Below are 14,058 nucleotides of genomic sequence, written 5' to 3'. Positions count from 1 at the left end.
GACGCTATGCCGTTTATTTTGCAGCCGCCTCGATCGCCTTCGCCAAACCGTCCGGGTCGGTAAGGAATGGCGTATGACCTGTCGGCAGGGTGTACTCGGCCCGCACCGGCGTAGCCGCAACCATCTTGGCCTGGAATGACGGGCTGATGACCTGATCCATCGCCGTATGGATATAGACCTTGTCGACCTTGCCGAAGTTGGCGGCCGTCACGTGCACGGGAGTGGCCAGCGGGCCCACGGGCTCGTCCAGAATCAGATCCGGGATCACCTTGCGCAGCTCTGCAGGACCACCATTGGCAAACAGATCGGCGCGCGCCGAATAGTCGATGGAAGCAAGGCCCTTTGCCTTGTCGTTCTGCAGGTGCGGGCCGATTTTGGCGTCTGCGTCCTTGTTGGCCATCGACACGAGCGAGTCGCCGTCTTGCGGCAGATAGGCTGCGACAAAGACCAGGGTCTTGATCTTGTTCGGCGTCTTTTCCGCGGCGTCGGCGATGACGATGCCACCGAAGCTGTGCCCCACCAGCACGGCAGGATGATGGAATTTGTCCAGCGCATTCACGACGGTGTCGCGATAAAGGTCGAGGCTGACCTTGTCCGGTGCAGCGGGTGCACCCGGTCGGCCGGGCAGATCGACCGCGACAACCTTATAGCCATCCGCTTGAAGTTTGGCGGTGACATGGCCCCATATCTGGGCGTCTTCGAAAGCACCGTGGACCAGGACAATGGGCGGCTTCTCCGCAGCCATGGCGCTGGTACCGAAAGCCATGGCTGACGTGAGAAGGGCAGCAAGTGGGAGTTTCATCTGTGGAGCTTCCTTATAGAGGCATCGGTGCCGATGCCGTGAGTTGGAATCTGGCTTTTAAAAAGCCGCAGGTACGCCGCCACTTCCGCGTTCCATGGATGGGGGAGGGCTTTGGCTGCCAACTCTAGGGAGCGCATCGGGGACTCACCATAACCTGGTGTCCCGTTTGCATGATCCATCGTATGTTTCGTGGATTCGGAACCACGATGCTGATCGGCGCGATTCGAGGGCCGACTCAACTCACTTCAATGAACGTCCAAAGGGATCGTCAGTGAGTTCCGAACTTCGCACGAGAAAGACACTCGGCTGTGCGATTCGATGTGCATCGCGCGGTGGATAGCCAAACTCTTCCTTGAAGGCGCGACTGAAGGCAGCTTCCGAACCATAGCCCACGTCGCGCGCCACCTCAGTCACTTTCAACGTCCCTGCGCGCAGCAGGTCAGCGGCGATCGTCAATCGCCAACGTGTCAGATAGCGCAATGGTGAAAGCCCCACGACCGCCGTAAAACGATTGGAAAACGTCGAGCGCGACATCATTGCCGTTTGGGCGAGCGCGGCGACCGTCCAGGCACGGTAGGGCTCCCGATGCATCGCGTTCAACGCGCGTCCCACGCGTTCATCGCTCAGTCCTGACAGCCAGCCGATACGGTTACCTTGCCGGCTGACCCACATGCGCAAGGTGCGTATAACCAGCAGATCGATGAGCCGCGAGATCATCAGCGATGACCCCGGGCCGGCGCTGCGCGATTCCACCTCCAGAAAATGCGCGATGGCGGCCAACCAGGCAGGTTCGCTGACTTTGTCGCATGTCAGATGAATAAGCCTGGGGAGCCCGGTTAGCAAGGAGCGTAACGGCGCGCCATCAAAATAAAACGACCCTGCAAGAAAGGATCCCGCAGTGCCATCGTCCATTGCCCATCTAAACGTCTGGGCATTTCTGCTCGGGCTAACGTCTATGGCCGCCTCGAAGCATTGACGCGGCTTGCTGCTCGACTCGCTTCGGATCGTGTATCCATCCGCATGTGGCAACAGAACAAAATCGCCGGGGCGCAGCAATACCGGGGCCTCATGGGGGAGGGACACCGACAGCTCCCCGCTGCGCAGATGCAGGAAGGTAGCCGGCCCCGGAGGGAAATTCACTTCGGTAGCGCTGCCTAGTTCGCCATGGAAAACGCGATCGCCGCGAAGGCGTATCAGCTTGAGTACCTGGGACAGGACATCGGAGTGCTCAGACAACATGGCTTGCTCCTCCGGCATGTGAAGAGGCCGCAGCTGGCAACGATAGTCGCTCTCGCGGTTCGTTGTTGCCCATGCTTGGCGTGCGGATATCTTCGAGGGGGCTGCATCCCCTTGCCAGCCTTTTTGAGAAAATAAAGCAGAGGCGGCATCGAACGGCGCACTGAAATCATCACGCCGCTACAAAGCCACCTAAGCTCGATCCGCGCAATGGATGTGTGTGCCCGAAGCGGCAGCTGATGCGTCGAATTATTTCGGGGTGAGGTGGAACAGGCCGCCGGATTCGGCGTCTTGCAGCATCCAGAGCGAGCCATCCGGCGTCTCTTCGATATCGCGGACGCGTTTGCCGATGCTCCAGCGCTGCACCGCGGTGGCGCCACCCTTGTGGTCAAACTCGACGCGAACGATGGACTCGCTGACAAGGCCGCTGAGCAAGGCGCTGCCATTCCAATGCGGGAACGTGTTGCCCTTGTAGAACATGAGATTGCCCGGCGCGATCACCGGCACCCAATAGATCACTGGCTTGGCGAGATCGGGCCGCGTATCAGGGTTTGGAATGGGTACGCCGTCATAGTTGATGCCGTAGGAGACCAGCGGCCAACCGTAGTTCTTGCCACGCTGGATCAGGTTCAGTTTGTCGCCACCGCGCGGGCCGTGCTCGAGTTCCCACAGACGGCCATCGGGAGCAAAGGCGAGGCCATAAGGTGTGCGGTGGCCGGTGGTCCAGGTTTCGGCCGGCGTCAGGTTGGGCCCGGGGAATGTATAAGTGCTGACTACCGGCGCCGTCTTGGCTTTCTCGGTATCGGCTGCCGGATCAATCAGCGGAATGGTGCGAGCGCCAACTTTGCCTGCCCATGGATTGCCCGGAGCGGGTTTGCCATCCAGCGTCAGCCGCAGAATCTTGCCTACCGGTTGGCTGGGATCCTGCGCGGGAGTGAAGCGCTGGCGGTCCCCAAGCGTGAGGAAAAGGTACTTACCATCTGGTGAGAAGGCGATCTGACCGCCGGGCTGGCCGCCCTTGTCGGTAGGCATCTGCTGCCACAACACCTGAAAGCCGTCCAATCGCGGCTGCTTGCCATCCAGCACCAGCCGCCCCCGACCCAGCGCCACGCCGCCGCCATAGTTTACCCGGCGCGACATAGGTGAGATACACATTGTGGTCAGTGACGTAATGCGGCGAAAGGAAGACACCCAGCATGCCGTCCTGACCTTCAACATAGCAGGGCGGGACGCCCGCGATTTCGGTCTTGGCGCCCTGCGGAGCAACCAGATCGACGCGGCCGACCTTCTCGGTCACAAGCATGCGACCATCGGGCAGAAACGCGATGCGCCAAGGCAGATCGAAGCTCGCCACCGGCGTGATGGTGAAGGGAAGGTCGGGATCGGATTTCTGTTCGCCTGCACCGGAAGATCATTGTCTGTCTGCCACGGAATTTCATGACTTTTTAAGTGATTGATTTAGCTGCAGGGTCTTGGCAGCCAAGTCGCCGTATATGCGCCTTTCTCAGCGGAAAACTGTGCCTCCGTTCGGACAAACGTTGAAAATTGTGCTTGGTTTCAATCGCGCCGCAAACAAGTATGGGGTGATTCGGTCACTGATGTTCAGTTCAATGCTTGCGGCAATGGGTCTACGAATCGAAAAGAAAGCCGAGGCATGATTGCCTCGGCTTTGAAGATTGCTGCTAAATAAAGAGTTAGTAGGTGCCTGGTTGAAGCGTCCAGGCGATCCTTGCTGATGGCATCCGCTCCGGTGGTAGGCAGATAACCGTCCACGGACAACGCGTTTTAGGCCTGGTCTTACGTTGGTCATACAATTCTGGAGCGTACCGGCCAAGGGTCACTCGAACCCCATCGGCATATCCCCGAGAAAGTACTCGCTGGATAGTACGCTGCAACAACGCTTGCCCGAGGGAGTGGGCCTGCACCCGCGCTGCCAGGGTATCTCCCTTGCCAGTCTTTTTATCGGAATACATGGCCGACGCAAGGCCACTCAGCACATGAAGCGTGACTGGATCTACAGCCTCCGTATGGAGATACACACCGTTGATTCCAGGAAATAGCGAGATTTGGCGCGTGGCATGCCGTGCGTTTTGGTCGGAAGCCAATCGTTTTAAGCCGGTTGGCTGCAGCATCCGCGCCAATTCGCTCCCAATATGCACCAACGGATCCTTCCAAGGTGATGGCAAAGATACGACCGAGGGCCTTAAGGACAGTAAGCCGCTATTCGGGCTAAGGCGGCATCGGTCATAACGGATGGATCGCTCTAAAGATATGCGCTCGATAAACAGCTGATCATTGTATGGGCTGCACCCCTCATGCTGCGCCGGTAGCAGCACGTCGGGAGGCGACACAGTGAGCGCATCGAGTGCGTGGCGTCCAAGAGCATCCCACCGCGTCGGTGGAACAAGGTAGTTGATGCGTCGGCTCGCCGCCGCCCAGATGCCATAACCCTCAATAACGCGACGTTTGGCAGGCAACGTCGCGATATCGCCCTCTATCGTAGCGACATAGTCAACCAGATCGTGCCCGCAGGAACACGCCCCTAACGGCACACCCTCGCTCGTTCCGCTGAGCAGCGGGCGATCACAACGGGGGCATGCGTCGATTAGCGCAACGCGATGCCACGGGCAGTGATGAACACCCGGTGCTTGAAAAAGCATGGAGTGATAGCAGTGGCGGGCACATACCGGACAGATACGAAAGTGCCAGGGCATCACGTCCCAAGGGATGGGACCACCAAACGGCCACCAGTACTCCAGCGGCCAATAGGTAGGGTCCAGCGCGCCATCCGCCGACAAGCTTAGCAACCTATCCGATGCCGCCTCTGTATGAGTGAGCTTTTCGAATGGGTTTTCATTTAGGCGAAGGGTAACGCCCAATGCAGAACGGAGTTCGCTCTTGGCTAAGTGATTGAGTCGTGCAGCACGCCAAAAAACACCGAAACGTGAGCTACCTGCGTAGTTGGCCCAGTTTTCGCCAAGCAAGCGCCGAGGAACATATTTGTCACTGTCTGAAAACTTCGGAAGAGCGTTCATTGGTCCCCCTTGGGCTTGTAGGTGTGGCGTGACAACTCGAGCTCGACCAGACCCGACGCATGGAGTGCTTCAGCGAGATCCTGATCTGTAAAGCTTTCGAATGAAGGCGTGCGTGGCACAATCACCGTAAGCAGATACACGACGGTGGCCTCGAACGTTTTCATGGGCCATGTCCAGTTTGGAGGTAAGCGTGCTTCTGTACGAAGATTGGAGGCCATCGCCCACAAGCGAGTGGCGTACTGAGACATGCGAAAGCCGTTTGCAAAGGCCTGGCATGCATAGTGTTGAGTGAAGCTGATGGCAGAGCCTGGCGGCCATTCCGTGCCCTCGTCGTAACGAGACAAAACGTACGCAGCCTCCTCAGTATCACAAAGCCCGGTGAATTCGTGCTTGCGGATAAGAAACCTTCCAACAACATGAGGTGGGTGATCGTTGCTCGCAATGGTTTCGTTCGTAAAACCTGTGATGTCGCGCTGATGCACAAAGGCAATAAACAGGTAATAGCCAGCTTGTGTCATCCTGTTGTCCAAGGAGACCAGGTTCTCGTAGTCGGTTGGTACCAGACGCTGCGCTTCGTCAATAAAAAGCACAATCAGCCGTGTTCCGGCGTTCTGGCAGATCTCGATCAGTCGGCCCGCTACCATCGCACCTAACTCGACTTGGGTTGCGCGCGCAGGAATGCGAACCCCCAGAAGTGCCATACACATTTTGAAGAAGGTGGTGTCCGAGCGCTTATGCCCATCAGGCGCATCCATGCGGAAAAACGCGGCTCTGCGATCCCCCATCCATTCAGGGTGATGCATCAGATATTGCACGGCTTCGGATTTTCCAAAACGAGCAAAACCGAAGATGCCAAGACCACGGTACCCAACATCAAGCGCAGAATTAATGGCGTCTGCAAGGCGCTCAATGGGGTTCGTTGCAACGGTGGGGCGAAAAAGCTGCTCAAGCGGGTGTGGCATAGGAAAAGCTGCTACTGCATTCATGGCTTAGTCCTTACGGTGAGCAAAGCTTGTGGGGCCACGCCGCGGAAGTACGACCGGACGCGTGCTGGCTTCGTTCGTGGCGAGAGAAGACGGTTTGAATTGCGCATCGACGCGCGCGTAGAGATCGGGCGAGGCTTTCCCCTGTGCTGCTTGTTCGCGGGTAAAAGCGTGGTAGGCCTCGATCGCATCGCGGCTGCCGACCAACTCGAGAAGCCCTCGGTTTCGGGCGCGAATGATTTGTTGACGCAAATGCAAGTCGTGGGGGGTACGGTCCCACGGGGGCAGGGCTGTCAGGCGTGACCATGGCGCGCCGTCCTCGGGATTCAGCAATACGACGTGACGAAGGTCTTCCAGGTTGGCCTCCGCGGGAAAACGTTGTCCAACCAGATCACGTCGCCCCATCAGTTTCTGGCTGCGATAGTGCGCGTCGTAGTACTGAACAAACGGCAGACGCCCCGTTGAGCCATCGCCACGGATACGCGGGAAGAAGCGCATGGTCGTCAAACGCGAGGCATCAGCAAGAGCATCGCTGCTATACCAGCTCCATCCCGAGGCCAAATGGGTATTCAACACACTGGCCGGTGTCCGTCCGCCAAGCCCAGAATGCGGCGTGACGTTATAGCCCGCGGCAATGACGTCCATCAGATCCGCGAGGCCCTCATAGTGGAATGGGTGGTCATCCGCACTCAAAAACGACGTACGGGTTTTGCCATGCGTGCGCGTTTCAGGTTGAAAACCTCCGGCGATCTGGCGCAGAGCACCTTGTTCCAGAAGACGAAATAGCGCCTCAACGTAGGGTCGAACTTCCGGGACGTGCGCCGGGCCAAAGTTCAGGATGCCGCGGTAGTGAGCGACGAGATTTTCCACGCACACGTCTGCGTGATGCGCGAGCGCGTTGTCCCCTGCAATAGCGACGCCACGCGGCCCCTCACCATGTTCGTTGACCGGCAGACCCAGTTGCGCGCCAACTGGATATTGCATATCCGGGACGATCAATTGCCGTGGATGCCAGGGTGAAAGCACCCTGTGAAACAAGCGCAAAACATCCAGGCGGTTGTAGCTACCTAAAACGAGCACGTAACCCAACAGGTATCGCGATACGGCACAGATCGCCGCTAATAGCGTGACGCACTCGATATGACGTTTGGCGAACTTCCCGTTGGGCGCTTCCAGGTTGAGATGCCAATCGACGTCCACCTTGTGTGCATCAAACTCGATACGGTCCAGCGGGGCCAGATGAAAGAGCTGACTGAATCGCACCACGTTGGGCTGGCTATCCTCAACGTCTGCGGCGCCGGCCTCAAGCCGTGCAAGCCGCACACGCTTGATGTAGGTGAGGAGGGCACGTCGCCCTTCGTCCTTGACGGTGAAGGGATAGTCTTTGTCGCTCAGCTCAGCGCGAACAGTGGCCTTAAACTGCCCGAAAAGTCGATCGAAAGTGCGAACCTTGCGGTTACCTCCAGGGAGAGCTCCTTTGTAGTCGTCGACCAACTTTTTGAGTTTGACGCATCGCATTAACAGTTGCGAAAAGGCATACGGACCTTTCGTTATTGGCGCCTCAATAAGGGCCTCAGCCGGTGCCAACTTCGGACGCCTGTGCCTGAAAGGAATGCATGCTCTAAAGCCGACGCGCAAGCCATCGAGTGCCAATTCCATGGCGATCTCACAGTCGCGACCGACGGTGCGCGGGTCGACCCCGTGGTGCTTGGCGGCTGCGGTGATGGCTCTGCCGCCGGCGACATCAATGAGCGCTGCGCACCGGGCTTTGTAGATGGCTTGATGGTGGACAACGATGTCGCTGGATGCGGGACGTACAAAATTTCGTACGTCCACGCCGACAATGGAGAGAGGGCAGTCACGCATGGCCGTCCCTCCTGGCAATGACGCTGAAACGGCCAAGCCGTGTTGGATCGGTCATCATCAACTCACCGCTATGCACGAGGTCGAAGATGACTGCACGAACATCAGCGGCACGAAAAGCCTGAAGTTGCAGTTCGATTTGTTCGACCATGGCTTGCGCGACGATGTGAAACATCGTCAGAACCTGGTGCCTCAGCGATTCACGATGAGGAAGAATGCGCGCACTTTGTACGTAGGGAAGAAGTCTGTACCACGTGCTCAATATTGCCGATTGCCGGCGTAGGTTGTCCTCAAAGCAGAATTCGACTGCGATATGGGCAGCTTGCGCGGCCTCGATCACGTCGCGCGTGTGGCGATGCTCTCGACGGGGTGTTGACGTGTGGAGTGTGTCGCTTGCCGCGACAGAAAGCCAAAAGCGCTCTCTTCCTTTTTGCTCACGAGTCCAAAATGCGAACTCCATCTTGGTCCCGGACGCCAAGGCCAGGATTCTTGGGCGCTCCACGTATGCCGTGATGTTGGGGTCAAACTCAAACGTGAGCGCCAATGCCGTATTGAGACAGCCGATTAACTCGACGGTGCGCACCATCTTCGGGGATCGATAGATATAAAGGTCGCCGCGACGTCGCTCGGGTCTGGTAAGAGCGCGAGGCGAAAAGGGCGCAATAGTGCCTGGGCTGGTCCCCGTTGGGGGAGCGTTGGAGCAATGGGGGTCTATCGCCGCCTCCCTCTTGGGGGCCGCGTTGGATAGGTTCTGCATGTCTGGTACCTCCAGGGCAAAAGCCGCCCCTCATCCCGGCAGGGATGCTTGCGTCGCGGCGACAATGGAGGTACTGTGCGATCTGAGATCCCAGCACTTTGGTACCTCAAAAGCCTCTTTGGTTGCGGCCGAAGGGGCTTTTTTATTGCCGTGAGGGGCGGCAAAACGTTCGTGATATCGGGTGGCGCACCTCCTTTGGTGTAAGTGGGGTCGGCTTCGTGACAGCGGCCAGGTACGCCGCGTTGTTTACATGTTGTGAATGGTCCTTCACTCAACCGGAAAGCTGCGTACTTATCTCTGTCTCACTCCCGTCGCGGGGGTGATTGACGTACTTCTTGCCGCAATGTGGCCAGCCACCCTGCCAGATCTTTGACAAGGGCATATTTGCCTCGGCGATTCGGTAGGGGAAAAACCGGAATAGGGACTAACCCCCGGACGTATGCCTGGCGGAACGCATCCATGGTGGGATACCCCAATGCTTGACGTAGGTCGTCCTGTCCGACGAGCGGGCCATAACGCTGAAGCAAATCATGCTCTAACGCATTCGTTAACGCCTCAAGGGCGTTGCCATCGCCATTAGCCATCGTGCAGTCAAGTCCAGTCATGACACGTAGCGTAGCTATGGACGTCGCAAGGGGCCAGAAGGGAAAATTATTTGACTCCGTTACTCTATTTTTAGAGCATGAAAAAGCGTAAGCCATTGATTTATCAGAAGGACTATACGCCCGAGCGGCTAAAACTCATGGCTTGTTTTTTGAGTGCTTCCGAACCCCTCGCAACGCGCCATGCCATTGACGTGTTGGCATGCGGCGCATGGTTTGAGGAAGTCCGTCTGGAAACACGGGAACGTACGGCCTATGCCGTAGGGAAAAAAATTCAACCGCATACCTACAAATCTGCGCGCGGCGATCAAGCGCCGCACCACCATAATTTGTGGTCAAAGTATGCACGTGGCCTTATTAGACCCGGAGATGAAACGGTCAAAGCAGCCAGCCGCGTTGCACCGCAGACCGAGGATATTTTGACCACGCACGCATGGCTTGCCTTGGATGTCAGCCATCCGCTTCAAGACAAAGGCAATGAGCTCCTGCGCGCCTTGCGCCTTGGGGTGCAACAAGCCGTATTTAATCCAAATTACATCGAGTTCAGACGCTACGTAAGGCGTCCCACACTTGGCCGCACATTAAAAATGCTTGAAGTGCGCGCCGATCTGGATAGTGTTGCAGCTATCGTCATCTTGCTGCGTGAGTCACATGAAGCAGGCGACCGAGCAAAAGCCCTCACCCTAGGCGAATCGCTGCACAATGTGCTGTTAATGGCGGCCATTAGTACGCCGCTTTTATGCATACGATTTGAATTGATGCTTTTTTTCAAATACCGCATCTTTCCTATGGCATCGAGTGAAGAAATCGCCTTTGATCTCGATCCATCCGTCATGTGCGAGCAGTCACGCATTCTAAGCAGCATTATGCTCATATTGGAGGACGCGACACGAATAGGATTCACACATAAAGGCGCGACAGGAGAATTGCGCAAAATCATAGAGGGAGACTTCGGCATGGACCTGCAGTACGGTCTCATGCCTCGGTGGGCACTCGTCAAACCCGCGCATGAGTCGACCGAAGCTGCCCGGAGACTTGTCGCAAACAGAGGTATTCTGCGTGACTGGGGGCTGGGCGTGTTGCGCTCGGGACGTGTGCAGCAATTTGTTCCCGACGAAGTGTTCGATCGTATGACGCAGGTCGATAGCTAGGGGCGATCGATCTCAGGATGCCATTGCAGCTCTACGTACGTTATTCGGTCCCAAGAACAGGGTCCTATCCTGTCCCTGCAGCCGTTGAAGAGGCCCTGGGCTCGAATGAGAGCGATCGGAAGGTTCGTGCCCTGAGATTTTTCCTGGGTAATGCCACGACCGAGGGCCAGGAGGATGGGGCGCGCGCAGAGCGCAAAGCGTTGACAGAGCGCTATGGCTATACCATCAACGATGCCGGCAACATAACTGGCGCGGTGCTCTTTCGAGTATCCAAACGGACGCCCCCATGATGGGCGATCCAAGTCGTGACACTAACCTCGCGCTGGGGCTTCTCCCGTCATAGAGGTATTACGATGCATATGGTCTGGGGTCACAACGGCAAACGCTTGCAGGTGCGTAATGATGCAGGGACGCTACTTTACGAATGGGGCAACAACGCGCCGTCGAAAATCAATTTGGCGCTGCTTGCGCTTGCATTGAACCAGTGTCTGGGGACAAATTGCGCTTTGCCTAGCCTCACCCATGAGGCGATCAGTGACGCAGGTGGTGCGACGGCGCCGGTCGTTGATAAAATGGCGTCAGTCCTGCTTGCGCCAGGCCTTCCCGGTGCGAGGGTTCGTCAGGGAGGAAGCGAATGATAAACGACGCTGCCTCGACCCCAGCTTGGGTCACGATCGCCATGAGCGCATCGGCCAACGCAGTATCGGCAGGCTCATTCAATCCCAGCACAATCTCGGTGCGAGGCTCTTTGCCGCGTGTCAGTTCATAGAGAAACGCCTGGTCGACGTGGCCGGTGGCGTTGAACCATTCCACTAATTTGACCGCCACGGGATAGAGCGCGTCGTCGGGTAACCGGAATATCCAGGGTGCATGAAGGGATGGCCATTCGGCGTCGTGATGCGTTTCCGCGATAGAGCGGCGCAGCAAGGTTCGCTGCGCCGCCCGCAGTTCGAACGGCGCTTCCGAGAGCGGATTGACGATATACGTTTGGTCGCCACCCGCCGCCAAAAGCACGCGCACAGGGACGAGCACGAGTTGAGCTGGTGCGGGTAGCGAAAAGGCCACATGCGTTGGGTGCGTAAAAACGGGGGCGAACGCCGTGCCATCGCTCTCACGCTTCCACTGCACGAGATTGCGCTCCGGCGCTGCGTCACCGGGCCCTGGCCGTTGTCGCAAGATGACGGACACCCGTTGACCGCTCAACTCACGCAGAAACGCTTCCTCCGCATGAACGTCGCGGCCGGCCTGGCGCCACAGCGCCTCCAACCTGTCATCGCTTGCGTCCGTCATCGTCATGTACCCGCGGATCGATCCCTGGCGGGGCACTAATGAACCGTGCGATGGCGCGTCATGGCAATCATCAACGCCTCCGGCGAGGGGCGAACAGTGAGGTACTCGTCGTCCAACCGAGTGACTTCGTGCGCGAAAATCAACGCAAGCGTGCTCAAAGGCAAGTCGACCGGCCGCGTCATGCCGCGAATGGTCCAGCCCTCCGCATGGGCGCGGCGCGCATAGCTGGCGATCGCATCCGCAAAGACCAGGCTGAGCCGCGTCGCGTCCTGCCCACCTTGCTGGTGCGTCATGGCCAGCGTGCGCATGGCGAGATAAATGAGGTACATCACCTGGCTTGCACTGAAGTCTTTCAGTGCTCGGCGTAGTCCGTCGATCGCCTGATCGGTCCATCCCGGGTTGTACCCGGACTTGGCCAGCGTCCAGCGGGCATATTGAGCCACCTCCGCCAGGGCCAGATCCTCCCAAAGAGCCAACAGCGCCTGGGAAGTGTCGTCGGAAAGCTCGATATCACGCAGCAGCACTTTCAGTTCCTCGTGCTGCCGCCGGCAGTCACGCGGCGCCCAACGGATCCGCCAGGCAATGCTGTCGAACCCATGGTGCATCCAGTCCCGCGCGAGCAGCCAGTCCTCGGCATGGGACTGGGACACCTCCGGTTCGATGATTCCCAGGGCGTGCAGGGAGAGCAGAACACGCTGGGAATAGCTGTCGTGCGGCGCAAGCGGTTTGTTGAGCGCATCCAGGGGCAGCAGGCGTGTCAGGGATATATCCGCTCCCACTCGTACGGCCGCCGAAAAGAAAAGGCTGGCGGTCAGGTCAGTCGGATTCACGTCATACCTTTAAGTTGTTGAATTGGTTGAATCATCAGGGCGCGCTGGGCAGGCTTTCTGACAGCCCTGCTATACTAAGCAAGTCTTAGTATGCAGGCAAATCCCTGCCACCGAAGCTTCTCGCACCATAGCGAGGGCAGTAGGACTGGTGGCACGAGGCGGAAAAAAAGAGGCAGTGGTAGCCACTCGCCTCCGGGAAGCCAGGACGGCCACCGGATTGTCTCAGCGCGAACTCGGTGTACGCGCGGGCCTCGATCCCTCCGTGGCATCCCCGCGGATCAATCAGTATGAGCGTGGAAAGCACTCGCCAGATACCAGCACGCTGGCCAAGTTAGGCGAGGTCTTGGATCTGCCCGTGGCTTACTTCTATGCCGGAGACGATGACTTGGCCGAACTGATTACGGCCTTTCACCGGCTGTCCGCGACCCGCCGGCGACAGCTCATGCGGCTGCTACAACGGGGCCAATCCTAGAGGACGCTCTCCCGACTTACCCTTCGATCGAGCCATTGCTGGAATACTTTCAGTCGATCTTTTTCCTTAGGACTGAGTACCGCAGGGTAACCGTAAAGCATCGGCACGCGCACTGAATCGCCCCGTCTTTCGTGGAGGCTGTTTGGTTTGGATTACGCAGCTTGGCGCAGTGAACTCATGGGTTGATAGTAATCGGCTTCGGCCTGCGCGGGTGTCCGGTAACCGATCGACGACAGCAAGCGTCGATGGTTATACCAGTCCACCCATGCCAGCGTGGCCAGTTCGACATCGTCCATGCGCGGCCAAGATCGACGGTGAATGACTTCGGCCTTGTAGAGTCCATTGATGGTTACAGCCAACGCGTTGTCGTAAGAATCGCCTACGCTGCCGACCGACGGCTCAATGCCCGCCTCGGCCAGTCGTTCGGTGTAGCGAATGCTGACGTATTGCGACCCACGATCCGAGTGATGAATCAACGCTTGTCGAGTCGGTCGTCGATCACACAGGGCTTGCTCCAGCGCATCCAGCACAAAATCCGTATGGGCTTTGCGTGATACGCGCCAGCCAACGATACGACGGGCGTAGACGTCGATCACGAAAGCCACGTAGACAGAGCCCTGCCACGTCGACACGTAGGTGTAATCACTGACCCACAGTTGATTGGGACGGTCGGCGCGGAACTGTCGATTCACCCGATCCAGCGGCGATGGCGTGGCCTTGTCGCTGAAGGTGGTGCGCACCGCGCGGCCACGGATGACACCTTGCAGGCCGAGACGACGCATCAGCCGCTCGACGGTGCAGCGAGCCACCGCTATGCCTTCGCGCTGGAGTTGGCACCATACCTTGCGAACACCATAGACCTGGAAGTGCTCGGCCCAGATACGCTGGATGGCACGCGATAGATCGTCATCGCGTTTAGCGCGTGCCGAACGCTCATCGGGGCGTTGGCGTTCGGCCACGTGACGGTAATAGGTCGACGGAGCAATCGGCAACACGCGGCAGATCGGCTCGACTCCGTGGACAGCACGGTGATCGTC

The 14,058-nt window shown here is 58.1% G+C and carries 12 protein-coding genes, 1 pseudogene and 1 other annotated feature (1 of these 14 running past the window's edge); of the genes and pseudogenes, 2 read left to right on the top strand and 11 right to left on the bottom strand.

Features of this window, described 5'->3' with window-relative positions; genetic code table 11:
• Positions 1-13 precede the first annotated feature (13 nt).
• From DWU98_RS04590 to DWU98_RS04565, 8 genes and pseudogenes are all read right to left on the bottom strand, one after another.
• A complete protein-coding gene (locus DWU98_RS04590; protein WP_115494321.1) occupies positions 14-802 on the bottom strand; it encodes an alpha/beta fold hydrolase in 789 nt (262 codons plus the stop codon).
• A 240-nt stretch (positions 803-1,042) separates the two neighbouring features.
• Positions 1,043-2,041, bottom strand: coding sequence for an AraC family transcriptional regulator (locus tag DWU98_RS04585; RefSeq protein WP_115494606.1), 999 nt, complete (start codon positions 2,039-2,041; stop codon positions 1,043-1,045).
• 246 nt (positions 2,042-2,287) lie between these two features.
• Entirely contained in the window at positions 2,288-3,178 is an 891-nt protein-coding gene (locus DWU98_RS04580) for a PQQ-dependent sugar dehydrogenase (protein ID WP_329955397.1), read from the bottom strand.
• A gap of 49 nt (positions 3,179-3,227) precedes the next feature.
• Positions 3,228-3,341: pseudogene (locus DWU98_RS22470) on the bottom strand (PQQ-dependent sugar dehydrogenase); the annotation flags it as partial.
• A gap of 391 nt (positions 3,342-3,732) precedes the next feature.
• Positions 3,733-5,073 (bottom strand): hypothetical protein, encoded by a 1,341-nt coding sequence (locus DWU98_RS21620; protein ID WP_147293211.1) that lies wholly within the window; start codon positions 5,071-5,073, stop codon positions 3,733-3,735.
• Positions 5,070-6,059 (bottom strand): ATP-binding protein, encoded by a 990-nt coding sequence (locus tag DWU98_RS04575; protein ID WP_115494320.1) that lies wholly within the window; start codon positions 6,057-6,059, stop codon positions 5,070-5,072. The genes DWU98_RS21620 and DWU98_RS04575 overlap by 4 nt, the downstream gene beginning before the upstream one ends.
• Positions 6,060-6,062: 3 nt before the next feature.
• On the bottom strand, positions 6,063-7,922 hold the full coding sequence (locus DWU98_RS04570) for a hypothetical protein (RefSeq protein ID WP_115494319.1): 1,860 nt from the start codon (positions 7,920-7,922) through the stop codon (positions 6,063-6,065).
• Positions 7,915-8,505 (bottom strand): hypothetical protein, encoded by a 591-nt coding sequence (locus tag DWU98_RS04565; RefSeq protein ID WP_115494318.1) that lies wholly within the window; start codon positions 8,503-8,505, stop codon positions 7,915-7,917. The genes DWU98_RS04570 and DWU98_RS04565 overlap by 8 nt, the downstream gene beginning before the upstream one ends.
• 853 nt (positions 8,506-9,358) lie before the next feature.
• Here DWU98_RS04565 and DWU98_RS04555 point away from each other — a divergent pair.
• Entirely contained in the window at positions 9,359-10,429 is a 1,071-nt protein-coding gene (locus DWU98_RS04555; protein WP_115494317.1) for a hypothetical protein, read from the top strand.
• Between the two features lie 531 nt (positions 10,430-10,960).
• Here the strand turns inward: DWU98_RS04555 and DWU98_RS04545 are convergent.
• Both DWU98_RS04545 and DWU98_RS04540 read right to left on the bottom strand, forming a co-directional pair.
• Positions 10,961-11,725, bottom strand: a complete 765-nt coding sequence (locus DWU98_RS04545; protein ID WP_115494315.1) for an SseB family protein — start codon at positions 11,723-11,725, stop codon at positions 10,961-10,963.
• Positions 11,726-11,754: 29 nt separating this feature from the next.
• Entirely contained in the window at positions 11,755-12,549 is a 795-nt protein-coding gene (locus DWU98_RS04540) for a hypothetical protein (protein WP_115494314.1), read from the bottom strand.
• 148 nt (positions 12,550-12,697) lie between these two features.
• Between DWU98_RS04540 and DWU98_RS04535 the strand changes: the two genes are divergently transcribed.
• Entirely contained in the window at positions 12,698-13,021 is a 324-nt protein-coding gene (locus DWU98_RS04535; protein ID WP_115494313.1) for a helix-turn-helix domain-containing protein, read from the top strand.
• 152 nt (positions 13,022-13,173) lie between these two features.
• On the opposite strand, the gene DWU98_RS04530 is transcribed toward DWU98_RS04535, so the two are convergent.
• On the bottom strand, positions 13,174-14,058 hold an 885-nt coding region (locus tag DWU98_RS04530; protein WP_230474685.1), incomplete at its 5' end, for an IS3 family transposase.
• Positions 13,999-14,058 (bottom strand) — a sequence feature (AL1L pseudoknot); it runs 34 nt beyond the window's last position. Its footprint overlaps the gene before it by 60 nt.

The sequence above is a fragment of the Dyella monticola genome (assembly GCF_003363155.1).
GTDB classification, from domain to species: Bacteria; Pseudomonadota; Gammaproteobacteria; order Xanthomonadales; family Rhodanobacteraceae; genus Dyella_B; species Dyella_B monticola.
Note: the sequence above shows the minus strand (reverse complement) of the source record. Positions and strands in the feature narration are given on the sequence as shown.

Bases quoted from the DNA above. Each gene is read 5' to 3' on its own strand.
- DWU98_RS04585 (WP_115494606.1), bottom strand. From the start codon at position 2,041: ATGTTGTCTGAGCACTCCGATGTCCTGTCCCAGGTACTCAAGCTGATA.
- DWU98_RS04580 (WP_329955397.1), bottom strand. From the start codon at position 3,178: ATGTCGCGCCGGGTAAACTATGGCGGCGGCGTGGCGCTGGGTCGGGGG.
- DWU98_RS21620 (WP_147293211.1), bottom strand. From the start codon at position 5,073: ATGAACGCTCTTCCGAAGTTTTCAGACAGTGACAAATATGTTCCTCGG.
- DWU98_RS04590 (WP_115494321.1), bottom strand. From the start codon at position 802: ATGAAACTCCCACTTGCTGCCCTTCTCACGTCAGCCATGGCTTTCGGT.
- DWU98_RS04570 (WP_115494319.1), bottom strand. From the start codon at position 7,922: ATGCGTGACTGCCCTCTCTCCATTGTCGGCGTGGACGTACGAAATTTT.
- DWU98_RS04545 (WP_115494315.1), bottom strand. From the start codon at position 11,725: ATGACGATGACGGACGCAAGCGATGACAGGTTGGAGGCGCTGTGGCGC.
- DWU98_RS04565 (WP_115494318.1), bottom strand. From the start codon at position 8,505: ATGGTGCGCACCGTCGAGTTAATCGGCTGTCTCAATACGGCATTGGCG.
- DWU98_RS04555 (WP_115494317.1), top strand. From the start codon at position 9,359: ATGAAAAAGCGTAAGCCATTGATTTATCAGAAGGACTATACGCCCGAG.
- DWU98_RS04575 (WP_115494320.1), bottom strand. From the start codon at position 6,059: ATGAATGCAGTAGCAGCTTTTCCTATGCCACACCCGCTTGAGCAGCTT.